The 22,442-nt window shown below is 61.0% G+C and carries 20 protein-coding genes; 1 reads left to right on the top strand and 19 read right to left on the bottom strand.

Annotation, left to right across the window (positions count from 1 at the left end; all coding sequences use genetic code 11):
* Positions 1-3 precede the first annotated feature (3 nt).
* The 11 genes from ureC to urtA all read right to left on the bottom strand — a co-directional run bounded on the left by ureC (position 4) and on the right by urtA (position 10,201).
* A complete protein-coding gene (gene ureC, locus PSUM_RS20165; protein WP_083350071.1) occupies positions 4-1,704 on the bottom strand; it encodes an urease subunit alpha in 1,701 nt (566 codons plus the stop codon).
* 131 nt (positions 1,705-1,835) lie between these two features.
* Positions 1,836-2,144 carry an urease subunit beta gene (locus PSUM_RS20160; protein ID WP_083350072.1) on the bottom strand — a complete coding sequence of 103 codons (309 nt, stop codon included), beginning with the start codon at positions 2,142-2,144 and terminating at the stop codon, positions 1,836-1,838.
* Positions 2,144-2,677 carry a GNAT family N-acetyltransferase gene (locus tag PSUM_RS20155; protein ID WP_033041284.1) on the bottom strand — a complete coding sequence of 178 codons (534 nt, stop codon included), beginning with the start codon at positions 2,675-2,677 and terminating at the stop codon, positions 2,144-2,146. The genes PSUM_RS20160 and PSUM_RS20155 overlap by 1 nt, the downstream gene beginning before the upstream one ends.
* 6 nt (positions 2,678-2,683) lie before the next feature.
* Positions 2,684-3,217 (bottom strand): GNAT family N-acetyltransferase, encoded by a 534-nt coding sequence (locus PSUM_RS20150; RefSeq protein WP_033041287.1) that lies wholly within the window; start codon positions 3,215-3,217, stop codon positions 2,684-2,686.
* Between the two features lie 9 nt (positions 3,218-3,226).
* Positions 3,227-3,529, bottom strand: a complete 303-nt coding sequence (gene ureA / locus PSUM_RS20145; RefSeq protein WP_007937143.1) for an urease subunit gamma — start codon at positions 3,527-3,529, stop codon at positions 3,227-3,229.
* Positions 3,530-3,597: 68 nt separating this feature from the next.
* A complete protein-coding gene (locus PSUM_RS20140) occupies positions 3,598-4,437 on the bottom strand; it encodes an urease accessory protein UreD (RefSeq protein ID WP_020797586.1) in 840 nt (279 codons plus the stop codon).
* A 30-nt stretch (positions 4,438-4,467) separates the two neighbouring features.
* Positions 4,468-5,166 (bottom strand): urea ABC transporter ATP-binding subunit UrtE, encoded by a 699-nt coding sequence (gene urtE, locus PSUM_RS20135; RefSeq protein ID WP_020797585.1) that lies wholly within the window; start codon positions 5,164-5,166, stop codon positions 4,468-4,470.
* A 156-nt stretch (positions 5,167-5,322) separates the two neighbouring features.
* A complete protein-coding gene (urtD, locus tag PSUM_RS20130) occupies positions 5,323-6,195 on the bottom strand; it encodes an urea ABC transporter ATP-binding protein UrtD (RefSeq protein WP_020797584.1) in 873 nt (290 codons plus the stop codon).
* Positions 6,192-7,271, bottom strand: coding sequence for an urea ABC transporter permease subunit UrtC (gene urtC / locus PSUM_RS20125; protein ID WP_020797583.1), 1,080 nt, complete (start codon positions 7,269-7,271; stop codon positions 6,192-6,194). Before urtC ends, urtD begins: the two co-directional genes overlap by 4 nt.
* On the bottom strand, positions 7,271-8,773 hold the full coding sequence (urtB, locus tag PSUM_RS20120; RefSeq protein ID WP_020797582.1) for an urea ABC transporter permease subunit UrtB: 1,503 nt from the start codon (positions 8,771-8,773) through the stop codon (positions 7,271-7,273). Before urtB ends, urtC begins: the two co-directional genes overlap by 1 nt.
* A 162-nt stretch (positions 8,774-8,935) precedes the next feature.
* Positions 8,936-10,201: an urea ABC transporter substrate-binding protein gene (gene urtA / locus PSUM_RS20115; RefSeq protein ID WP_020797581.1), complete on the bottom strand. Its 1,266-nt coding sequence runs from the start codon at positions 10,199-10,201 to the stop codon at positions 8,936-8,938.
* 285 nt (positions 10,202-10,486) lie between these two features.
* Between urtA and PSUM_RS20110 the strand changes: the two genes are divergently transcribed.
* Positions 10,487-13,789 (top strand): hypothetical protein, encoded by a 3,303-nt coding sequence (locus PSUM_RS20110; protein ID WP_083350073.1) that lies wholly within the window; start codon positions 10,487-10,489, stop codon positions 13,787-13,789.
* Positions 13,790-13,875: 86 nt separating this feature from the next.
* Here PSUM_RS20110 and PSUM_RS20105 read toward each other — a convergent pair whose 3' ends face one another.
* The 8 genes from PSUM_RS20105 to PSUM_RS20070 form a co-directional block, all read right to left on the bottom strand.
* Positions 13,876-15,255, bottom strand: coding sequence for a PepSY-associated TM helix domain-containing protein (locus tag PSUM_RS20105; protein ID WP_020797579.1), 1,380 nt, complete (start codon positions 15,253-15,255; stop codon positions 13,876-13,878).
* Between the two features lie 100 nt (positions 15,256-15,355).
* Positions 15,356-17,473 (bottom strand): TonB-dependent copper receptor, encoded by a 2,118-nt coding sequence (locus tag PSUM_RS20100; protein ID WP_020797578.1) that lies wholly within the window; start codon positions 17,471-17,473, stop codon positions 15,356-15,358.
* Between the two features lie 73 nt (positions 17,474-17,546).
* On the bottom strand, positions 17,547-18,029 hold the full coding sequence (locus tag PSUM_RS20095; protein WP_083350074.1) for a DUF2946 domain-containing protein: 483 nt from the start codon (positions 18,027-18,029) through the stop codon (positions 17,547-17,549).
* Positions 18,030-18,050: 21 nt separating this feature from the next.
* Positions 18,051-18,530 (bottom strand): copper chaperone PCu(A)C, encoded by a 480-nt coding sequence (locus PSUM_RS20090; RefSeq protein ID WP_020797576.1) that lies wholly within the window; start codon positions 18,528-18,530, stop codon positions 18,051-18,053.
* A gap of 47 nt (positions 18,531-18,577) precedes the next feature.
* Positions 18,578-18,976 (bottom strand): DUF2946 domain-containing protein, encoded by a 399-nt coding sequence (locus tag PSUM_RS20085; protein ID WP_020797575.1) that lies wholly within the window; start codon positions 18,974-18,976, stop codon positions 18,578-18,580.
* A gap of 349 nt (positions 18,977-19,325) precedes the next feature.
* Entirely contained in the window at positions 19,326-20,054 is a 729-nt protein-coding gene (locus tag PSUM_RS20080) for a cobalt-precorrin-6A reductase (protein ID WP_020797574.1), read from the bottom strand.
* On the bottom strand, positions 20,051-21,148 hold the full coding sequence (locus PSUM_RS20075; protein WP_020797573.1) for a cobalt-precorrin-5B (C(1))-methyltransferase: 1,098 nt from the start codon (positions 21,146-21,148) through the stop codon (positions 20,051-20,053). Before PSUM_RS20075 ends, PSUM_RS20080 begins: the two co-directional genes overlap by 4 nt.
* The gene (locus PSUM_RS20070) at positions 21,141-22,352 is read right to left on the bottom strand and encodes a bifunctional cobalt-precorrin-7 (C(5))-methyltransferase/cobalt-precorrin-6B (C(15))-methyltransferase (protein WP_020797572.1); all 1,212 of its coding nucleotides are present in this window, start codon (positions 22,350-22,352) and stop codon (positions 21,141-21,143) included. The genes PSUM_RS20075 and PSUM_RS20070 overlap by 8 nt, the downstream gene beginning before the upstream one ends.
* Positions 22,353-22,442: the final 90 nt, after the last annotated feature.

The following is a 22,442-nucleotide window of genomic DNA, read 5'->3' as shown; positions in this document are numbered from 1 at the left end:
CGGTCAGAAGAGAAAATAACGCTGGGCCATCGGCAGCACATCCGCCGGTTCACACCAAAGCAAGACACCGTCAGCCTTGACCTGATACGTCTGCGGGTCGACCTCGATGTCGGGCAGATAGTCGTTGTGGATCAGGTCGGTTTTCTGCACCTCGCGGCAACCTTTGACTACAGCGATTTTTTTCTTCAAGCCCAGGGCTTCAGGAAGACCGGCTTCATGGGCCGCCTGGCTGATAAACGTCAGGCTGGTGGCATGCAGCGAACCTCCGTAGCTGGCGAACATCGGGCGGTAATGCACCGGTTGTGGCGTTGGTATTGACGCGTTGGCATCGCCCATCAGGCTGGCCGCGATGGCGCCACCCTTGAGGATCAACGTTGGTTTGACCCCGAAGAACGCGGGTCGCCAAAGCACCAGGTCGGCCCACTTGCCCACTTCGATCGAGCCCACTTCATGGCTGATGCCATGGGTGATTGCGGGGTTGATGGTGTACTTGGCGATGTAGCGTTTGGCGCGGAAGTTGTCGTTGGCTTCGCCGTCCTGGGGCAGCGGGCCGCGCTGCTTTTTCATCTTGTCGGCGGTTTGCCAGGTGCGCGTGATCACCTCGCCGACGCGGCCCATGGCCTGGCTGTCGGAGCTGATCATCGAGAATGCGCCGAGATCGTGAAGGATGTCCTCGGCAGCGATGGTTTCGCGGCGGATTCGGCTTTCGGCGAAGGCTACGTCTTCGGCAATGCTCGGGTCCAGGTGGTGGCAGACCATCAACATGTCGAGGTGTTCGTCGATGGTGTTTCGGGTGAACGGTCGGGTCGGGTTGGTCGAACTCGGCAACACGTTGGCGGAGCCGCAGGCCTTGATGATGTCCGGGGCATGACCGCCACCCGCGCCCTCGGTGTGGTAGGTGTGGATGGTGCGGCCCTTAAAGGCGGCCAGGGTGGTTTCGACGAAGCCCGATTCGTTGAGGGTGTCGGTATGAATGGCCACTTGTACGTCGTACTGGTCGGCGACGGTGAGGCAGTTGTCGATGCTCGCCGGGGTGGTGCCCCAGTCTTCGTGGAGCTTGAGGCCAATGGCGCCGGCCTTGACCTGTTCGATCAACGGCTCGGGCAGGCTGGCGTTGCCCTTGCCGGTCAAGCCGATGTTCATCGGGAAGGCGTCGGCGGCCTGGAGCATGCGCGCCAGGTGCCATGGCCCGGAAGTGCAGGTCGTGGCATTGGTGCCGGTGGCCGGCCCGGTGCCGCCGCCGATCATGGTGGTGACACCGCTCATCAGCGCTTCTTCTATCTGCTGCGGGCAGATGAAGTGGATGTGGGTGTCGATGCCGCCAGCGGTAAGGATCATGCCTTCACCGGCAATGACTTCGGTGCTGGCACCGATGGCGATAGTCACGTTGGGTTGCACGTCCGGGTTGCCGGCCTTGCCGATGGCTGCAATGCGACCGTCCTTGAGGCCGACATCGGCCTTGACGATGCCCCAGTGGTCGATGATCAGCGCATTGGTGATCAGGGTGTCGACCACTTCGGCGGCCAATAATTGGCTCTGGCCCTGGCCGTCACGGATAACCTTGCCGCCGCCGAATTTCACTTCTTCGCCATAGCTGGTGAAGTCCTTTTCCACTTCGATCCACAGCTCGGTGTCGGCCAGGCGAACCTTGTCGCCGACAGTGGGGCCGTACATGTCGGCGTAGGCTTGACGGGAAATTTTCATCACAGTTCCTTGCACAAATTCATCGTTCCCACGCTCTGCGTGGGAATGCCGCCATGGACGCGCTGCGTCCGCCGTTATGTGACGCGGAGCGTCACGGGATGCATTCCCACGGGGACCGTGGGAACGAGCAGTCAGTCGAGGTTCCCCATGATCCGTCCGGCAAAGCCGAACACCCGGCGGTGCCCGGCCAGGTCGACAAGCTCGACCTCGCGGCTCTGCCCCGGTTCGAAACGCACGGCGGTGCCGGCGGGGATGTTCAGGCGCATGCCGCGACTGGCGGCGCGGTCGAAGGTCAGGGCATCGTTGGTTTCGAAAAAATGGTAGTGCGAACCGACCTGGATCGGCCGGTCGCCGCTGTTGGCCACCTTCAAACTGATTGTGCGGCGGCCAACGTTGAGTTCGATATCGCCGGGCTGGATCTGATATTGACCGGGAATCATCAATGGGCTCCCTGGAGAATCTTGTAGTAGAGGGCGGTGGGTTTGTAGCAGCCGCTCGGGTCGCAGGCGTAGTCGGGGATTTCACCGGCGCGGGTGTAGCCCAATGCCTTGTAGAAGTCTTCAGCCGGGGAACCAGCCTCGGTATCGAGGTAGAGCATGCCGCGTTTGTGTTGCAGGGCAGCCTGTTCCACAGCCGTCATCAATTGCTGGCCCAGGCCTCGACGACGCGCATGCTCGCGCACCAGCAATTTCTGCACCTCGGCGCGGTTCAGGCCATTGGCCTTCTGGCATAGGGTCAACTGTACGCTGGCCTGCACTTGTTCGTCCTTGACCACTACCCACAACAACACGTTGCCCTTGTTCAGGTTCTCCTGAACTTCATCGAAATACGCGCGGGCCTGCGTAGTATCGAGGTCGGCCATGAAGCCGACGCTGGCGCCATATCCGACAGCGTCGAGCAGCAGGTCAATCAATCCCTGGCGATAGTGCGCAAAGCTTTCAACGTTGACGCGTCGCAGTTGAGCGGGGTTCATCGGGTATCACTCCTTGTTGGCGGCCGGAGGCTGCGCGCCAGGATTGAGGGTCAGTTGCATGAAGGTCAGGTCCAGCCAGCGACCGAACTTGGTGCCCACCTGAGGCATCTGCCCGGTGGTCACGAATCCGATGCGCTCATGCAGGCGAATCGAGGCGGCGTTGCCGCTTTCGATGGCCGCGACCATCACGTGTTTGCCGCAGGCCCTGGCGCGCTCGACCAGGGCATCCATCAGTTGCGGCCCAAGGCCGTTGCCGCGCTGGTCGCTACGCACGTAGACCGAATGCTCGACGGTATGTCGGAAACCATCGAACGGTCGCCAGTCACCAAACGAAGCGTAGCCCAACACGTTGTTCTCGCTGTCGACGATCACCAGGATCGGATACCCCTGGGATTGCCGGGCGCTGAACCAGGCCTGGCGGTTGCCGAGGTCGACCGCCTGTTCGTTCCAGATCGCCGTGGTGTTGAGCACCGCATCGTTGTAGATGTCACGGATGGCCGGCAGGTCGGCATGCACGGCATCGCGAATGGTGTAGGTCATGGTGAAGCCTCAAGCGATCGGTTGATGGACGGTGACCAGTTTGGTGCCGTCGGGAAAGGTCGCTTCGACCTGGATCTCCGGGATCATTTCCGGGATGCCTTCCATCACTTGTTCGCGGCTGAGCAGGGTGGTGCCGTAGTGCATCAGCTCGGCCACGGTCTGGCCGTCGCGGGCGCCTTCGAGCAACGCGGCGGAGATGTAGGCCATGGCTTCCGGGTAGTTGAGTTTCACGCCGCGGGCCAAACGCCGCTCGGCGACGAGGCCGGCGGTGAAGATCAGCAGCTTGTCTTTTTCACGTGGGGTCAGGTCCATGGTTGGGAATCCATCTGGGCAGATAAAAAGTTCGGATCATGTGAATACATAACCTGTAGGAGCGGTGTTCAGGTGCTCCATATTCTGGGTGGGATGGCTTCTCGCTCAAGCAATGCAGGGCGCAATAATCGCCACAGATCAATCAGCCAGCCTCGTGCCAGCAGTGCTTCGCTTGCCAGGCAACGGGCAACCAGAAGCCCCGGCAACTGGGTCAAATCTCCGCGTACGTCATTGCTCAGCGAACGGCATCGTTCCAGTAACTCACTGTCGACCTCCCCGGTCACCAGCAAGGTGGCAAACACCGGCTGTCCATCCAACCCGATCGGCGAATCGAGCAACCCGTCACCGCCAACGATGCGCTGGCGTTCATGCCAGAGCAACTCGCCGTCGCGGCGGATATCCAGTTGTGCCTGGAAATGACCGAGATCGAAGCGCTCACCACTGGCCGGGCGACCCAGCGCCACCACGTCCCAGTAGAACAGCCGGGCATCGCCTTGCAGATCAATGGATGTGCTGAGCTCGGCGCGGGCATCGCTGAAGATGATCGTCTCTTGCGGCAGCCACTCCAGTGTCGCCCCTTGGGCCACTTTCAGGTCGAGTTTCTGATACGCCGGCGCTGCTGCGCGATACCACTTGGCGGCGCCGGGACTGGTGATCTGTGCCCACGCCGCGTGGCCGACGCTGGCACTGATGTCCAGCCGGTCACCGCCGGCAATCCCGCCCGGCGGATGCACGATGATGTGCTGGCACACCCCGGGCCCTTCTGCATACAGGTGCTTCTGCACCCGCAGCGGGCCTTTGTGTCGTCGCTGGACCGGGCGCGTGCTATCGCCGAATCGGGCGTAACCCAGTTCCAGCTCGGCATGCCAGCTCGGGGTAAACAGGGCAGCAGGAAGAGGTAAATTCATATTTTCTGATTATCGTCGAGACGCCACAGATTAGATCGTAACCAGGCCGCGTACACCCTCGGCTTCCATGTTTTCTCCACGGCCCTGCTGCACGATCTCGCCACGGGACATCACCAGGTAGTGATCGGCCAATTCGGCCGCGAAATCGTAGAACTGCTCTACCAGCAAAATCGCCATGTCGCCGCGAGCCGCGAGTTTCTTGATCACGGCACCGATCTCCTTGATCACCGACGGCTGGATGCCTTCGGTGGGTTCGTCGAGGATCAGCAGGCGAGGTCGGCTGGCCAGGGCTCTGCCGATTGCAAGCTGCTGTTGTTGACCACCGGACAAATCACCACCACGCCGGTGCTTCATCTGCAACAGCACCGGAAACAACTCGTAGATGAATGCCGGTACTTCCCTGGCTTCGGAACCGGGGAAGCGCGACAGACCCATCAGCAGATTTTCCTCCACGGTAAGGCGGCCGAAGATTTCCCGTCCCTGCGGTACGTAGGCGATGCCGGCATGCACCCGCTGGTGCGGCTTGAACGTGGTGATCGGCTTACACTCCCAATTGACCGCGCCTTCCTTGGCCGGCAACAACCCCATCAGGCATTTGAGCAGGGTAGTCTTGCCCACGCCGTTACGGCCGAGCAGGCAGGTGACTTCACCGACCTTCACGTCAAACGTCAGGCCGCGCAGGATGTGGCTACCGCCGTAGTACTGGTGCAGCTTGTCGACTTGCAGCATGTTCGAATTCTCCCGGTGATCGTTCCCACGCTCTGCGTGGGAATGCATACCGTGACGCTTCGCGTCACCCTAGCGCAGGAGTTGAGCCCTGCATTGTCAGTGGGACGCGGAGCGTCCCGGGCGGCATTCCCACGCGGAGCGTGGGAACGATCAAGCCTAGCGACCGAGATACACGTCGATCACCCGTTCGTTTTCCTGCACCTGTTCCAGCGACCCTTCGGCCAGCACGCTGCCCTGGTGCAACACGGTGACGTGGTCGGCGATCGAGCCGACGAAGCCCATGTCGTGTTCCACCACCATCAGCGAATGCTTGCCGGCCAGGGTCTTGAACAATTCGGCGGTGAATTCGGTTTCGGCGTCGGTCATGCCGGCCACCGGCTCGTCGAGCAGCAGCAATTGCGGGTCTTGCATCAACAACATGCCGATTTCCAGGAACTGCTTCTGGCCGTGGGACAGCAAACCGGCGGGGCGATTGACCGATGCGGTCAGGCGAATGGTGTCGAGCACCTCGGCGATACGGTCTTTCTGCTCACCGCTCAAGCGCGCCCGCAGACTGGCCCACACCGATTTATCGGTTTTCTGCGCCAGCTCCAGGTTCTCGAACACACTCAAGGCTTCGAACACGGTCGGTTTCTGGAATTTGCGGCCGATGCCGGCCTGGGCAATCTGTACTTCGCTCATTTGCGTCAGGTCCAGGGTTTCGCCGAACCAGGCCTTGCCGTGGGTGGGGCGGGTCTTGCCGGTGATCACATCCATGAGCGTGGTCTTGCCCGCGCCATTGGGGCCGATGATGCAGCGCAACTCGCCGACCCCGATGTACAGGTTCAAATCGTTCAACGCCTTGAAGCCATCGAAACTGACGCTGATGTCTTCCAGGGTCAGGATCGTGCCGTGGCGGGTGTTCAGGCCTTTGCCGGCACGCTGGCCGATGCCGATGGCATCACGGCTGCTGCCAGCGTCCCTATTCGGTTCCAGAGGCGGAAAAAATGCCGGTTCGAGCATGAATTCAGCGCTTGCAGTGACTCTCATTGTTCACCTCTTTTCTTCAGCAAACCGATCACGCCCTTGGGCAGGTACAGGGTGACGATGATGAACAGCGCGCCAAGGAAAAACAGCCAGTATTCCGGGAAGGCCACGGTGAACCAGCTCTTCATGCCATTGACCACGCCCGCGCCCAGCAAGGGGCCGATCAAGGTGCCGCGACCGCCGAGGGCTACCCAGACCGCCGCTTCGATCGAGTTGGTCGGCGACATTTCACTCGGGTTGATGATGCCCACCTGCGGCACGTACAACGCACCGGCGAGGCCGCACAACACCGCGCTCAACACCCACACGAACAACTTGAACCCGCGCGGGTCGTAGCCGCAGAACATCAAGCGATTTTCCGCGTCGCGCAGTGCGGTCAGCACTCGGCCAAACTTGCTCTGCGCCAGGCGCCAACCGATGTACAGGCTCGCCACCAGCAACAGCACCGTGGCGAAAAACAGCACCGCACGGGTGCCAGGTTCCGTGATGCCAAAGCCAAGAATGGTGCGGAAGTTGGTGAAGCCGTTGTTGCCGCCAAAACCGGTTTCGTTGCGGAAAAACAGGAGCATGCCGGCGAAGGTCAGGGCCTGGGTCATGATCGAGAAATACACGCCCTTGATTCGCGAGCGAAAGGCGAAGAAACCGAACACCAACGCCAGCAATCCCGGGGCCAGCACCACCAGGCACATGGCCCAGAGGAAGCTTTCGGTGCCGGTCCAGTACCAGGGCAATTCGGACCACGACAGGAACGTCATGAAGGCCGGCAAGCCATCGCCCGAGGCCTGGCGCATCAGGTACATGCCCATGGCGTAACCGCCAAGGGCGAAGAACAGGCCATGGCCGAGGGACAACAGGCCGGCATAACCCCAGACCAGATCGAGTGCGAGGGCGACGATGGCGTAGCAAAGAATCTTGCCAACCAACGTCAGTGTGTAGGCCGAGACATGGAAGACGCTGTCCGGCGACAACAACGACAGCAATGGCAACGCCAACAGTAAAACAAGGATTACCGCACCGACGGCAATCGTGACTTTGGGACCGGCCTTTTGGCTGGCGGTAAGCATCAGGGGCTGGTTCATCAGTCGATCACCCGTCCTTTCAGTGCGAAGAGGCCTTGCGGACGTTTCTGGATGAACAGAATGATCAGCGCGAGGATGAGGATCTTGCCGAGCACGGCACCGATTTGCGGTTCAAGAATCTTGTTGGCGATCCCCAGGCCAAACGCGGCCAACACGCTGCCTGCCAGTTGCCCGACACCGCCGAGCACCACCACCAGGAACGAGTCGATGATGTAGCTCTGGCCGAGGTCCGGCCCGACGTTTCCGATCTGGCTCAGCGCCACGCCGCCGAGTCCGGCAATGCCCGAGCCGAGGCCGAAGGCGAGCATGTCCACGCGCCCGGTGGGCACACCGCAGCAGGCCGCCATGTTGCGATTCTGGGTGACCGCACGCACGTTCAAACCCAGGCGCGTCTTGTTCAGCAGCAGCCAGGTGAGTACCACCACAAACAACGCGAACGCGATGATCACGATTCGGTTGTACGGCAGCACAAGATTGGGCAGCACTTGAATCCCGCCGGATAACCACGCCGGGTTGGCCACCTCGACGTTTTGCGCGCCGAACACCAGGCGCACCAACTGGATCAGCATCAGGCTGATGCCCCAGGTGGCGAGCAGGGTTTCCAGCGGGCGGCCGTAGAGGTGGCGAATGACCGTGCGCTCCAGCGCCATGCCGATGGCGGCGGTGACGAAGAACGCCACCGGCAGCGCGATCAGCGGATAGAACTCGATGGCCTGCGGTGCGTAACGTTGGAACATCAACTGCACGACGTAGGTCGAGTAGGCGCCAAGCATCAGCATTTCGCCGTGGGCCATATTGATCACACCCAGCAGGCCGAAGGTGATCGCCAGGCCGAGCGCGGCGAGCAACAGGATCGAGCCCAGGGACATGCCGCTGAACGCCTGGCCCAGCAGTTCGCCAATCAGCAGTTTGCGCTTGACCTGGGCGAGGCTGGTTTCAGCAGCGGTGCGCACGTTGGCATCGGTTTCGACGCCGGACTCAAGCAATCCTTCGAGGCGGGTGCGGGCCAATGGGTCGCCGGTTTCGCCGAGCAGTCTTACGGCCGCGAGGCGCACCGTCGGGTCGGTGTCCACCAGTTGCAGGTTGGCCAGCGCCAGGCTAAGTGCGGCGTGAACGCCTTCATCTTTTTCGCCAACGAGTTGCTGGTCGAGGAATTTCAGCTGCGCGGGTTTGGCGCTTTTCTGCAATTGCTGTGCGGCAACCAGACGAGTTTTGGCATCGGCGGCGAGCAATTGATGGCTGGCAAGGGCGGTGTCGATCAGACCCCGCAGGCGGTTATTCAGACGCAATGTTTTCGGTTGACCATCGATGGTCAACACCCCTTGTTGCAGGGCGTGGATCAACTCGATACGCACCGGATCGGGCTGCGCGGCCCAGGCTTCCAGCAGTTTTGCCTGTTGCATGGGGTTGGCGACGACGAAGTCTTCGGCATCGCCCGCGAAAGTGGCCATCGGCAACAGAAGTGCGATGGCGAGGATGAAGCGGTAAAGGGCAGTGGGCATATCGTTAGCCTTACTCGGTCAATGTGGGAGCGAGCCTGCTCGCGAAAGCGGTCTGACATTCACCATCAATGTCGACTGTCAGGGCCTCTTCGCGAGCAGGCTCGCTCCCACAGGGAACTGTGTCGGGCCTGAGCTGTACGGTCAGGCCCGGCATCCATTGGCTCAGTTGCTCTTCACCGCATACTCCGGCTTCTTGTCGTTGCCCGGGATGAACGGGCTCCACGGCTGGGCGCGGATCGGCCCTTCTGTCTGCCATACCACGTTGAACTGACCGTCGGCCTGGATCTCGCCGATCATCACCGGCTTGTGCAGGTGGTGGTTGGTCTTGTCCATGGTCAGGGTGTAGCCGGACGGCGCGGCAAAGGTCTGGCCGGCCAGCGCTTCGCGAACCTTGTCGACGTCGGTGGACTTGGCTTTTTCGGCGGCCTGCGCCCACATGTGGATGCCGACGTAGGTGGCTTCCATCGGGTCGTTGGTCACGGCTTTATCGGCGCCTGGCAGGTTGTGTTTCTTCGCATAGGCTTTCCAGTCGGCGACGAATTTCTTGTTCGCCGGGTTCTCCACCGACTCAAAGTAATTCCATGCTGCGAGGTTGCCCACCAGTGGCTTGGTGTCGATGCCGCGCAGTTCTTCTTCGCCCACCGAGAAGGCCACGACCGGCACGTCAGTGGCTTTCAGTCCCTGGTTCGCCAGTTCCTTGTAGAACGGCACGTTGGAATCGCCATTGACCGTCGAGATGACCGCTGTCTTGCCACCAGCCGAGAATTTCTTGATGTTAGCGACGATGGTCTGGTAGTCGCTGTGACCGAACGGCGTGTAGACCTCTTCGATGTCCTTGTCGGCCACGCCTTTGGAGTGCAGGAACGAACGCAGGATCTTGTTGGTGGTCCGCGGGTAGACGTAGTCGGTACCGAGCAGGAAGTAGCGCTTGGCACTGCCACCTTCCTCGCTCATCAGGTATTCGACGGCCGGGATCGCCTGCTGGTTTGGCGCGGCACCGGTGTAGAACACGTTCGGCGACATCTCTTCACCTTCGTATTGCACCGGATAGAACAGCAGGCCATTGAGCTCTTCGAACACCGGCAACACCGATTTGCGCGACACCGAGGTCCAGCAACCGAATACCACGGCGACCTTGTCCTGGGTCAGCAGCTGTCGGCCCTTTTCCGCGAACAGAGGCCAGTTCGACGCCGGGTCCACCACCACCGCTTCAAGCATCTTGCCGTTCACGCCGCCCTTGGCGTTGATCTCGTCGATGGTCATCAGTGCCATGTCCTTGAGCGATGTTTCCGAGATCGCCATGGTGCCGGACAACGAATGCAGGATACCGACCTTGATGGTCTCGGCGGCCTGGACAGTCCAGGTCATGCCCATCGCGGCAATGCTTGCCGTGAGTGTGAAAGCCTTGATCAAACTGCGACGCTTCATTGTGCGATCTCCATGAACGTTGGATATTTTTCTTGGTTGGCAGATGCGGACTACTGAAGGGTCTTTAGCAAGGGCTGTGCCTAACGCCCGAAGTGCTTTACCTGAAGGGGAAAACCGTTCGGCGAATGCGCCGCCTGCACCGTGAGCGAGCACAACAGTGCAGGTGGGGCATGGCGATGCGCCCAACTGGTGCCGAACGTTGCTGGTAGTAACTATGTACCGCCCGGGCACTGTTTTCCGGTGCAAGAGTGGGGCTCTATCAGTGAATCAAAGGAGCACCACTTCATGGATGAACAATCACAACAGCACTACTCGGGAGGTGCGGGATCTGCGCTGCATGTACTGGCCAGGGAGTTCCTGTCGGCGGACGATGCCGCCCGTTATGCCCATGAGCGAGTCGGTCACCGCCGCGACAGCGGGTATCTCGGCTATATCCTTCAGCGAAGCGATCTACGATTTGTCATAACCGAACCGGCCGAGCATCAGGTCAGTATCGTTTCCCATCACCAGGTGATCCCCGACAATCACGTCTTGCACAGTCGTTTCTATTCTCACCCTGCGCTTTCGACGCTCGACGCAGGCAAGGTTGCGCAGCTGAAATGGTCTGTCGAAGATGCAGCGACGAGCTTGCTGATATTCAGCGTCCATGAGTTGCACAACATCCTGAGCGCCAGTTATCCGGTTTATCTTTCGGGAGCCGAAGACAGTTTGATCAGTTTCACGCCCGATAGCCCGCACGAGTTGAAGCTGCTGCAGATGCTCGGAACGGACGAAAAACCGGAGGCTTTTGCCAAGGCTCTCGCCTCGGGGGCGGTCAAACCGGAACAACTGGTTTTGGAGTTGGCAGCTGTCGGCAATCTGCAGGTCCTCATCAGCAACGGCAGCTGGCGACCACGGGGAAAAATCACCGGGGAGCGCATTCCGGGCCCCTGGGAGCGAACCGTGCCGGAGCGGGTGTCTTTTGGGGCGGTGTTCCCGTCAGCCGATGAGGCGGCACTTGATCGCTATTCCAGGGACACGGGGCACCACGACGAGGAACAGACCTGGTTCGGGTTCATCCTCAAGCAACAGGGCAAGGAGGAATACGTCGCCTCCGAACTGGTCCCGGTTGGTGGTGTGCGAGACAAGCTTTATTCGTTGCGCAGTTTGTTCAGCGAATCCAGAACCCTGGGGACTATCTACCCCGAGTCATTTATACCGCATTCCTATTTTTACTCGCGTCAGCGCGTCAAGCATGCGCGAGACGAATCCAGGCGCTGGTTGGCCCAGCACTTCATCGTGCCACGAGATCTTTTTATTGTTGTTTACAACTCAAAAAGACGTCCGGTGATGGAGGGGTTTGTGCCCATTCCTCTCTATATTTCTACCCAGGACGGGGCACTGCTGAAGTATGTCCAACGCAAGGGCTCCAAGCTGTTCGAAAACGACGCCCCGAACCTGGGCCTGGAAGACATTCAAACCCACCTGGCCAATGGCAAGCTCACGTCGACCGGTTTTGTCAGGGTAGCCGCTAACAGCGGTACCTTGCAGGTGATGCGCACCAGTCAGTGCTGGGACAGGAAAGGTCTGATCGACGCCCTCTGGGCGCCAGCTCTGTTCGTGGAACGTCGAGCCTTGAGTCCGGTTTTCTTTTCGGCCGATGACGCTGCGCTGCATGCTCGCTCGCAAGTTCCGCAAGGCAAGACAGGGGCGTTTGGCGGCCTGATCCTCAAGCGCGCCGACGGTTTTTTCGTAGCCACCGATCCGATCGACATTCCTCAGGAAGACTTTGATATCAAGTGGGTGTTTCCCGATGAAGCGGTCACTGCCGGCCAGTTTCCGGCAGGCTGCAGTATTGTTGCGCGGTATCGCTCACGGGTGCTGCGGGCGCTGCCTGTGGTATTGGCGAGCGCTGATAGAGAGCTTTATCTCAACATGCTGTCTGTCGATGTGGTTTACACGGCATTTACTCGTAAGGAACAAACACTCGACGAGTACTTGTTTGCACCTGACGGATCGACCATCCGTTTTCGAGTCGGAGCGTGGGAGCGAATCCGCGCCGACCTGGGCGCGATATTGAGTGCCTCGGGTAAACCGGCTAGCGACCTGGATGGAGCCTGGATCAAGGAGCAGATCCATCTGGGCCGGTTGTCACCGACGGACTGGGTAAAAAAACTGGCCAAGTCCGGTTATCTGCAAGTGGTCGTGGGGAGTCGCTTGTGGGGCTATGCGCGTGCGGTCATAGAATTTACGCCATTTGCAACGGCTATCCGCCCGAGCAATCGCAGGAATGCGGTGTCGGAACCCGCTTACAGCCCGTTGCATATTCGCGAGCAGGATGCCGCGCGCTGTGCCCATGAGCGGGCCGGCAGTCGTGCCGCACTGAGTTTTGGATTCTTGCTCAGGAATGCCCGCGACGGTTCTTTCATGGCAACCTTGCCCATTGAGGCACGAAACGCAACGTTCGACTACCAACGTGTCTTTCCGGGTGCGTTACCTTACCGCTTCGTCACCAGCGGCTTGTACATGTGTGGTGCGCAAGCGCCTCAGAATCTGTCGGACGATGATTATCGGCACTTCTTTTCACCAATCGATGTGAGTCAGGCACGTGTTGTTGCGAACTCAGCCCAGGGCTACCGGTCGATTTACTTCTCCTGCGCCGACGGTGCCTTGTTACAGTTCAAGATGAGCGCCTTCGATTCGGCTATGACACTGGATAAGTTTGGGCAGGTCGAATTCAAGGACAATCCGTTCGCGTCATCTGCACAGGCGCAGGAGGACTGGCGCGACATCGAGCAGGGCAAGTTCAGCCTGACCGGTTACATTCGGCGCATGGCGGTGGCCGGACGACTGGAGGTCCTGGTGACAAGCCCCTACTGGTCTTGCCCGGGAGTGGTGGGTGCCGACTGGGTTCCACGGATGCCTGCTGTTTCCGACGCTGAACGGTGGGCACTCAATCCCGTCCTGCCTTTGGGACCCGTGTTTCACCATCCCGACGATGCGGCTCGTCATGCACAGCATCGGGCGGCGGGTGTCGGTGGGCAGCCCGCGGCGCTGACCAGCGCCGTGCTCGGCAAAACCGCAACCCGTTCGTACGTCGGCGTGGAGCCCGTTGTGGACACACCTTCCTCCTATGGTGCGCTGCACCGTATCTTCCGCACCGCGAACGACCCGTCGACTTCGCCCAGGAATAAAGCGCCGCAGTTTCCTGAGGGTTACACGCTGATGGCGGGCCACGAGATGTCCTTGTCGCCCGCCATCCCCACCGCCCCGCTGGAGGTGGACTATGCATCGGCCGCGTCGGTCTATGAACACACCCATGCCATGAAAGCCAAAGGGTTTGATATTGACGCGTTCTACTACTCGACGCGTCATGGTGCGCTACTCAAATACGACCCCACCCACTCCTCGGAAGAAGGCCGGTTTTTACTCACCGGACATTTTACGTCATCCGAAGATTTTGTTCTGAAGTTGGCGGTTGTTGGTGGGCTGAGGGTGCTCAAGACGGCAGCTGACTGGAATCAGGCGGGCAGACTGGGACAGGACTGGAGAGTCGCTCGTCAACAGGTGCCCGACGTTTCCGATAAGCCGACTCGGGATGAGCTGTAATCTCGAGTCTACAGTCGTGGTGCGGCTGGCAAGGAAATTCGCAATTGCCAGTGAGATGCGCGGGGCCCCCGCGCATCTCGCCTGACTCAGGATGACGGTGAGGCGGTTTCAGTTTGCCGGGTCAGGCGCGACAACAGCAGCCGATCGAGCAGCCATACCACCACCAGCGAGATCCCCACCAACGGGAACGCCACCGCCAGGGCGAACATGATCACCATCGCGGTTTTCCATTTCGGCAGGTCGTGGCGCAGCGGTGGGACACCGAACTTGCCTTGCGGACGGCGTTTCCACCAGATCACCACGCCGCTGACCGCGCTGAGCAAGATCATCAGGCAGATCAGCAGGATAATGATCTGGTTGAGCGTGCCGAACATCTTGCCTTCGTGCAGCATCACGCCGATTTCCGTGGCGCGGGCGACGACGCCGTATTGCTCGTAGCGTACGTCGGCGAGGACGTCGCCAGTGTACTGATCGATGTGAAGGGTGGCGTCATTGCGTGGGTCATCGGCGAACACAGCGATGGTGAATACGCCAGTGGCCGTGGTCGGGAAGGTGATGCTGTAGCCGGGCTCGACCTTGCGTTGCACGGCGATGTTCTGCACATCCTGCAGGCTGATGGTCGGCGCGGCGGGACCGGTTGGCGCTGCGCCGTGGGCCATGTGTTCGGCATGATCGCCGGACATCGGCATCGGCGTATTTTCCATGGCCCACGGCACAGTCTGGCGGGTGGCGCTGTTGAGGCTGCGCGCTTCGACGTCGGACTTTGGCACGTTGTCCCACATCGCCGCCGGAAAGACATTCCACACGGCGGCGTATTGCTGGCCCCAGAAGCCGGTCCAGGTCATGCCGCTGAGCAGCATCACCAGCAACAACGAGGCGCCCCAGAAGCCGGTGACGGCATGCAGGTCACGCCACAACACCCGGCCTCGACTGTTCAGGCGAGGCCAGAGAATGCCTGCGGCCTGACCACGGGGCCACCACAGAAACACCCCGGAAACCACCAGCACCACCCCCCAACCAGCGGCCAGTTCCACCAGTCGGTCACCCACGGTGCCGATCATCAGTTCGCCGTGAATCGCTCGCGCGACCGCCTGCAGGTTCTTCTTGGCATCTTGCTCGCCGAGAATGTCACCGTGATACGGGTCGACGAACACATTCAGCTCGTTACCACCGTTGAGCACGACAAACTGGGCACTGCGCTGGGGGGTTACCGGCGGCAGGTATTGTTTGATCGTGCCTTGTGGATAGGCGGCCTTGACCCGGTTGAGCAGGTCATCGGCCGGCACCGTGTGGTGTCCGGCAGGGACGTTGAGCAGGCTGCTGTACATCAGTGAGTCGAGTTGCGGTTTGAACAGGTAAATGGTGCCGGTCAGGGCCAGCATCACCATGAATGGCGCAACGAACAATCCGGCATAGAAGTGCCAGCGCCAGGCCAGGTTGTAGAAATTCACTTTGGGCTGTTTCATCGGTTGTGCTCCGCTTGGCGAATCAATTGTCTGTAAAAGATCGCAGCCTCGTTTCACTCGACAGCTCCTGCAGGAGCCTGCGATCTTTTGACTTTTGTTGTTAGAAACTCATATCAATCCTGGTCCAGAGCGTGCGCCCCGGTTCCTTGATGGCTTGCGGATCATTGGCCGGGTAACCGAAACCGGCGTTGCCGGCCAGGTTCAAATGTTCGGCGTAGGCCTTGCCGAACAGGTTGTCGACGCCGCTGCTGACCTTCCAATGCTGGTTGATCCGATAGGCACCGTTGAGCGAGAACACGGCAAAACCCGGGGTCTTGTCGAAGTCCTTGCCGACCACGTTGCCTTTGTTCTGGTCGATACGGTTTTGCGCGGCAACCACTCTCCACAGTGCGCCGGTGCTCCAGTTGTCTTCGCTGTAGGTCAAGCCGAAGCGGGCGTCCAGCGGCGGCATTTGTGGCAAGGCGCTGCCATCGCTGCTGTTCTTGCCCCAGGCGTAGGCCAGGGTGGCGTCGGCTTTCCAGTGCTCGTTGAGTGGGTAGGCGGCACCCAGTTCGCCACCCATGATTCGCGCATCGATGTTCTGTGCTTGAGAGGTCATGCCCATCATGGCTGGCGTGTAGTTGAACAGGATGTAGTCGCGCACCTGGCCGATGTAGGCCGAGGCCCAGGCTTCGAGATCTTCAGCTTTGTATTGCAGGCCGAAGTCGAGCTGGGTGGTTTTCTCGGGCTTGATCGAATCGAAGGCATTCACCGATCCGGCGGGGCCGGAATTGGGCGAAAACAGTTCCCAGTAGTCCGGGAAGCGCTGGGTGTGGCCCAGGCCCGCATACAGTGTGGTCGGGCTGTCGGCCAGGTCGTGTTCGTAGCGCATGAAGCCACTGGGCAGCGTATCGGCACGCGTGTCGTCGGCGGTTGGGTTGGGGCGAGTCATCATCCCCGAGCCGATGGTTTGCCGGTAATCCTTGGCCGAAGCGCGGTCCAGGCGGGCGCCGGTGATGAGCCGGTCACGCTCGGCGGCGTACCAGGTCAGTTCGCTGAACACTCCGTAATTGTGAAAGTCGGCGTCCTTGGTGTACGGCTGGTCCTTGTAGGTGTCGATGCCCATGGCGCTGCGTTGGCGGTGCTCGTTGGTCTGCGCATCAATGCCACTGACCAACTGCACATCGGCCCAACGCCAGGTGGCCTTGACTCGCGCGCCGAGGGTGCGCCGGTCCACATTGGAGGCCATGGGGCCGGCCATCATCCCGGTGCCGGATGGTGTGCGCAGGGTGTAGTTGTCCATCACGTGGTCGGCATAGTTGTAGTAGACCTGCGCCTCGAGCTGTTCCAGCACGTCGCTGATGTTGGACTTCTCGAAGCGCAGGCCGAGGCTCTCGCGCTTGAACTGCGAACCGTCCATGCCGCGTCCTGCGTAACGTGCCTCGCCGTCACCCTTGCCGGCGGTCAACTCCAGCAGGGTATCGGCGTCCGGTGTCCAGCCGAGCGCAACGTCGCCGTTCCACTTGTCATAACGCGATGCCACGGTGTCGTTGTTGCCATCCTTGTAGTCGTCGGCCTGGGCGGTGTTACCGATCACCCGCACATAACCCAGTGGCCCGCCGGCGGCTGCGTCCACCAGCTTGTCAAAACGGCCATTGGAGCCGGCCAGCACACTGGCGTTCACCCGCGTGCCGAGTTCGCCGAAGCTTTCCGGCTCGCGGTCGAAGAGGATGGTGCCGGCCGAAGCCCCCGGTCCCCAAAGCACGGTCTGCGGACCTTTGATGACGGTCAGTGTGTCGTAGGTTTGCGGGGAAATGTAAGAGGTCGGAGCGTCCATTCGGCCGGGGCACGCGCCGAGCATCATGCCGCCGTTGGTGAGGATGTTCAGGCGTGAGCCAAACATGCCGCGCAACACCGGGTCGCCGTTGGTACCGCCATTGCGCACCTGGGCGAAGCCCGGAATGGTTTTCAGATAGTCCGACCCGTCGCTGGCCGGCACGGGTTGGCGCGGCTCCCTGGGGTTGGTGACGATGGTCAGTGGCGAGTTCGGGGCAATCGCGGTGATAACCGTCGGGGTCAATTCTTCACTATGACCTGCGTGTTCATCGGCCAGCGCGGAAGGCGCGAGCAAGGCACCGCACAGGAGGGCGGTGGCGTGCCTGAAGCGAAGGCTGGATTCGTTCAGGGCAAGGGTGGCTTGGGCAGTGCTCAAGCAGGGGACAGCAGCAAACCTGGACATGACAATTTCCATCGAACAGTCGTAAACGACACGGTCGCTCCTGGAGGACCGTGTGAAACCAGAGGTGGGTTGTTTACGCGATGACGGGCGGAGCGCGGGTGCGGGCGCCGGGGAAGAAGGCTTGCCGGGCATGGCCCTGGCGAGGAGATGGCGGGGTGTACGTGTTGGCGGGCGGGGTATCGAACGCTGTGAATGCAACGCCACCGGTGAGCGCCGGGCAATTGAACAGCAGGCTGCAATAGCCGCATTTTTCCCAGATTGCGTGGTGCCCGGACGCTGGCGGGCAATGCTCGGCCGTCGGTTGAGCGGCGTGATCGGCGTGATCCATCGCCGACATGTTCATGCTCATGTCCATCGACATGTTCATGCTCATGTCCATCGACATGTTCATGCTCATGTCCAGGGGCATGGAGGTACGCTGATCCATCGGCATCGACTGAGAAATCAGTGGACCGATAAAGATCATCAACATGGCGAACAGGCTGATCCAGCTGCCGCGCGTCAGTCTCAAGGGCTGACGACGGTGGGCGGATGACCTGGTGCCTGGCGGGCGCATGGGCGGCCTCAGCTCAGCGGATTATTGAGCGTGAGCGTGCTTTTGCGTGGCCTCGGGCGCCTGCTTCTGCACCGCTACTTCGACCGTCACGTCACCGGACTTCTCGAAGTGCAGGGTCAGCGGGAAGCGCTTGCCATCGCTAAGCAGGCTTCGGTCTTTCAGCCCCAGCAACATGACGTGGTAGGCCATCGGTGCAAAGGTGACATCGCCACCCGCAGGGATTTCCACGCTCGGTACCGGCTGCATTTTCATCAGGTCGTTTTGCATCACATGCTCATGTAATTGCGCTTCACCCGAGATCGGCGAGTCGACACTGAGCAGGCGGTCGGCGGTCTTGCCTGCGTTGTGGATCACGAAATAGGCCGCGACGGTCGGCGCATTGGGCGGCAATTCCTGCGACCAGGGATGAGCGATCTGCAGATCGCCGAGCGTGTATTCGTGGGCATTGGCAAAGCAGGCAGGCAGCAGCAACGCGGCCAGAACGATAAGTCTGTTCAACATGGCAGTTCTCCAGGTGATTCAAAACGCAGATCAATTGCGAGATGTCATCACACCAGAGGCGAGGCACGGGGATTGAGGCTGGGCCATTGCTGGCGGGGTGTCGGGGTATTGAATGCGGCGGGAGGCAGGCTTCGATTCGCTTCGAACTGCGTGTAATACAACCGTGGCTCATGTCCGGGCAACGCCACCAATGGCGCGGAGCCGCTGCAGCACCAGCAATGTTGCATGTTGGAATGATCGTCGCTTTGTGGGGCTTTTTGCTCGATATCTCCCAAGGAGATCGCCACCATCCGGGTGCCGCTGGACGAGCAGAAACTGCCCCAAAACACTTGTTCGGCTGGCGCCTTCGCCGTCTGCGCCATCGCTCCGGACATCGGCATGGCGAGCATGTTGAACAGCACTGCGAAGCAGGCGATCCAGGCAATTGCGAGCCGTTGTCGGGACATGGGACAAATCCGGTGGGTGGACGATCAGGCGCGGCTATTTAGCCTGATCAGGGCCGATAAGTAAAAACACCGCGTGCGGTGTGGTGTCGCAGCACGAAGTTCTCATATCCATCATGATAGCTGCGAATAGCGAAATGCCAGTGTCACTTAAACTTGTCAGTCGTCTTTTAAATGGGTGTAAGTAAATGCTGGTGGATTTGTAGACTTTAACTTTTGCATCGCTATCAATGACGCCATCGCGGGCAAGCCCGCTCCCACAGTTATCGGCATCGGACACATAATCAATTCCAGACAGAAAACCTGTGGGAGCGGGCTTGCCCGCGAAGACGTACTAAGGCGTTCACAATTCTCAGATAAAAACCTGTTCTGTCATTGCTCGCAACACCTCGGCCACCGACTCAAACTCGCGCTCTACCACCGGCAACACCGGCCGCTTCAACACCAGCACCGGTACCCCCCGCTCGCGCGCCACCTCCAGCTTCGGCTCAGTGGCGGTGCTGCCGCTGTTCTTGCTGATCAGCACGTCGATCTGCCGACGTTCGAACAAGGCGCGTTCCTCGTCGATCAGGAACGGTCCGCGTGCACCGATCACTTCGCAACGTTCGTTGCCGGGGTAAACGTCCAGCGCGCGCAAGGTCCAGAATTGCTCCGGCGGGATTTCGTCCAGGTGTTGCAAGGGCTCGCGACCCAGGGTGAACAGCGGTCGACGGAAGGGTTTCAGCGCGTCGATCAACTCGGCCCAATCACTGACTTCGCGCCAGTCATCGCCGGCCTGCGGTTGCCACGCCGGACGTCGCAGCGCCCAGCAGGCGATGCCGCTCAACCGAGCCGCTGTCGCGGCGTTTTGACTGATCCGGGCGGCGTAGGGATGGGTAGCGTCGAGCAGCAGATCAATCCCTTCATCGCGTATGAATTGCGCCAGCCCTTCGGCACCGCCATAGCCGCCGACCCGAACCTGGCAGGTCAGGTCCGTCGGCACTCGACCGACACCCGCCAGGCTATAGATGTGTTGCGGGCCGAGGGTTCGGGCAATGGCCAGCGCCTCGGTCACGCCGCCCAGCAACAGAATGCGCTTCATTGAAAAGCTCCTGCATGGCCAACAATTCCGCCCTGGCGATCGATGGCAAACACTTCGACCTGAACCTGCGCCGGCACCACGCTGCGGGCAAAGTCCAGGGCGTGTTGGCACACGGCATCGCCGAGGGCGATGCCGGCGGCGCTGGCCATCGCCAGGGCCTGTTGACTGGTATTGGCTTCACGGATGCCTTGCTGCAGCGCCGTATCGGCGCCGACCGCGGCGGCCCATTCGGCCAGTTGCGGCAGATCGATGCTCGAATGCCGACTGTGCAGGTCCATGTGCCCGGCCGCCAGTTTGCTGATCTTGCCGAAGCCGCCGCACAGGCTGAGTTTTTCGACCGGAACCTTGCGCAGGTGCTTGAGCACGGCACCGACGAAATCGCCCATTTCGATCAGGGCGATTTCCGGCAGGTTGTAGACCCGGCGCATGGTGTCTTCGCTGGCGTTGCCGGTGCACGCGGCGATGTGCAGGTAGCCGTTGGTCTTGGCCACGTCGATGCCCTGGTGGATCGAGGCGATATAGGCCGCGCAGGAAAACGGCCGGACAATACCGCTGGTGCCGAGGATCGACAGGCCGCCGAGAATGCCCAGGCGCGGGTTCATGGTTTTCAGCGCCAGGGCCTCACCATTCTCGACATTCACCGTGACCTCGAAACCGCCGCGGTAGCCGAATTCGTTGGCAAGCAGCGTCAGGTGATCGCTGATCATCTTGCGTGGTACGGGATTGATCGCCGGCTCGCCAACGCCCAGCACCAGCCCCGGGCGGGTGACCGTACCAACACCACGCCCGGCATTGAAACCGATACCCGGTTCGCTGCGCAGGCACACCTGAGAGTAGAGCAACGCACCGTGGGTTACGTCGGGATCGTCTCCGGCATCCTTGATCGTTCCTGCCTCGGCGCCACCGTCGATCAGGCGGCAGAACTCCAGGCGCATCTGCACCTGCCTACCCTTTGGCAGCACGATGTGCACGGCATCCGACGAAGTGCCACCGAGCAGCAGGCGAGCCGCTGCCAGGCTGGTCGCGGTCGCGCAGCTGCCCGTGGTCAGGCCGCTGCGCAGTGGTGCGGGTTGTTCGGCGGTTTCGTCACGCATCGAAGGGTTTGACCACGTCCAGCAAGGTAATCGGCAACGCCTGGCGCCAGGTGTCGAAGTCTCCCAGGGGCTGCGCCTGGGCGATATGAATACGCGTCACCTCGCCCCCGTGCTGTTCGCGCCAGGCCATCAGGGTCATTTCACTTTGCAGCGTGACCGCATTGGCAATCAGGCGGCCGCCAGGCTTGAGCGCTGCCCAGCAAGCGTCGAGGACGCCTTCGCGGGTGACGCCGCCGCCGATGAACACCGCGTCCGGACGCTCGAGTCCCACCAGCGCCTGCGGTGCACTGCCGCGAATCAATTGCAGGCCGGGCACACCGAGTGCGTCGCGGTTGTGCTCGATCAACAGCTGCCGACCTTCGTCGGCCTCGATGGCCAGCGCCCGGCAACCGGGATGAGCGCGCATCCATTCAATGCCAATGGAGCCGCTGCCGGCACCGACATCCCATAACAGCTCACCGGGAACCGGTGCCAGTCGAGCGAGTGTGATGGCGCGCACATCGCGTTTGGTCAGTTGGCCGTCGTGCCTGAAGGCGGAGTCCGGCAAGCCGGCCAGTCGCGACAGACGCGGCGCGTTTGCTTGGGCGATGCATTCTATGGCGATCAGGTTCAGGTCGGCGACAACCGGGTCGGCCCAGTCGTTGGCCGCACCGTCGATGCGTCGCTCGGCCTCACCACCCAAATGTTCCAGCACGCTCAGGCGGCTCGGCCCGAACCCGCGTTCGCGCAACAATGCCGCGATCGCGGCGGGACTTTGGCCGTCATTGCTCAGCACCAGCAGACGAACGCCACTGGACAACTGAGCATTAAGCGCCGCGATGGGGCGAGCGACCACCGACAGCGTCACCACATCCTGCAACGGCCAGCCCATCCGCGCGGCGGCAAGTGAGCAAGAAGATGGCGCGGGCAAGACCAGCATTTCACTGCTGGGTAGTTGCCGAGCGAGGCTGGCGCCAACACCAAAGAACATGGGGTCACCGCTGGCCAGCACGCAAACGGGCTCACCGTACCGCTCCAGCACCGGCGCCAGCGAAAACGGGCTGGGCCACACTTGCCGTTCACCACGAATACACACCGGCAGCAAATCCAGTTGCCGCTGGCCGCCAATGATCCGCGAAGCGCCCAGCAGGGCGTGCCGAGCGTTCTTGCCCAAGCCCTTGAAGCCGTCTTCACCGATGCCTACCACTGTCAGCCAAGGGGGCATGCCATTCCTCTTCTATCGACCAAAGCCCAATCATCTCCGCGGCCAGGTCCATCTCGACCGGCGCGGTGGGGCATCATAACGCGGTGTCGA

Source organism: Pseudomonas umsongensis, assembly GCF_002236105.1.
GTDB classification, from domain to species: Bacteria; Pseudomonadota; Gammaproteobacteria; order Pseudomonadales; family Pseudomonadaceae; genus Aquipseudomonas; species Aquipseudomonas umsongensis.
This window is presented reverse-complemented; position numbering and strand designations above follow the sequence as displayed.

What these genes read in the sequence shown, in the direction of transcription:
- PSUM_RS20095 (WP_083350074.1), bottom strand. Translation starts at nt 18,029, where the DNA reads ATGCGCCCGCCAGGCACCAGGTCATCCGCCCACCGTCGTCAGCCCTTG.
- PSUM_RS20075 (WP_020797573.1), bottom strand. Translation starts at nt 21,148, where the DNA reads ATGCGTGACGAAACCGCCGAACAACCCGCACCACTGCGCAGCGGCCTG.
- urtD (WP_020797584.1), bottom strand. Translation starts at nt 6,195, where the DNA reads ATGAGAGTCACTGCAAGCGCTGAATTCATGCTCGAACCGGCATTTTTT.
- PSUM_RS20105 (WP_020797579.1), bottom strand. Translation starts at nt 15,255, where the DNA reads ATGAAACAGCCCAAAGTGAATTTCTACAACCTGGCCTGGCGCTGGCAC.
- ureA (WP_007937143.1), bottom strand. Translation starts at nt 3,529, where the DNA reads ATGGACCTGACCCCACGTGAAAAAGACAAGCTGCTGATCTTCACCGCC.
- ureC (WP_083350071.1), bottom strand. Translation starts at nt 1,704, where the DNA reads ATGAAAATTTCCCGTCAAGCCTACGCCGACATGTACGGCCCCACTGTC.
- urtC (WP_020797583.1), bottom strand. Translation starts at nt 7,271, where the DNA reads ATGAACCAGCCCCTGATGCTTACCGCCAGCCAAAAGGCCGGTCCCAAA.
- PSUM_RS20070 (WP_020797572.1), bottom strand. Translation starts at nt 22,352, where the DNA reads ATGCCCCCTTGGCTGACAGTGGTAGGCATCGGTGAAGACGGCTTCAAG.
- PSUM_RS20090 (WP_020797576.1), bottom strand. Translation starts at nt 18,530, where the DNA reads ATGTTGAACAGACTTATCGTTCTGGCCGCGTTGCTGCTGCCTGCCTGC.
- PSUM_RS20110 (WP_083350073.1), top strand. Translation starts at nt 10,487, where the DNA reads ATGGATGAACAATCACAACAGCACTACTCGGGAGGTGCGGGATCTGCG.
- PSUM_RS20150 (WP_033041287.1), bottom strand. Translation starts at nt 3,217, where the DNA reads ATGACCTACACCATTCGCGATGCCGTGCATGCCGACCTGCCGGCCATC.
- PSUM_RS20160 (WP_083350072.1), bottom strand. Translation starts at nt 2,144, where the DNA reads ATGATTCCCGGTCAATATCAGATCCAGCCCGGCGATATCGAACTCAAC.
- PSUM_RS20140 (WP_020797586.1), bottom strand. Translation starts at nt 4,437, where the DNA reads ATGAATTTACCTCTTCCTGCTGCCCTGTTTACCCCGAGCTGGCATGCC.
- PSUM_RS20155 (WP_033041284.1), bottom strand. Translation starts at nt 2,677, where the DNA reads ATGAACCCCGCTCAACTGCGACGCGTCAACGTTGAAAGCTTTGCGCAC.
- PSUM_RS20080 (WP_020797574.1), bottom strand. Translation starts at nt 20,054, where the DNA reads ATGAAGCGCATTCTGTTGCTGGGCGGCGTGACCGAGGCGCTGGCCATT.
- urtE (WP_020797585.1), bottom strand. Translation starts at nt 5,166, where the DNA reads ATGCTGCAAGTCGACAAGCTGCACCAGTACTACGGCGGTAGCCACATC.
- urtA (WP_020797581.1), bottom strand. Translation starts at nt 10,201, where the DNA reads ATGAAGCGTCGCAGTTTGATCAAGGCTTTCACACTCACGGCAAGCATT.
- urtB (WP_020797582.1), bottom strand. Translation starts at nt 8,773, where the DNA reads ATGCCCACTGCCCTTTACCGCTTCATCCTCGCCATCGCACTTCTGTTG.
- PSUM_RS20100 (WP_020797578.1), bottom strand. Translation starts at nt 17,473, where the DNA reads ATGTCCAGGTTTGCTGCTGTCCCCTGCTTGAGCACTGCCCAAGCCACC.
- PSUM_RS20085 (WP_020797575.1), bottom strand. Translation starts at nt 18,976, where the DNA reads ATGTCCCGACAACGGCTCGCAATTGCCTGGATCGCCTGCTTCGCAGTG.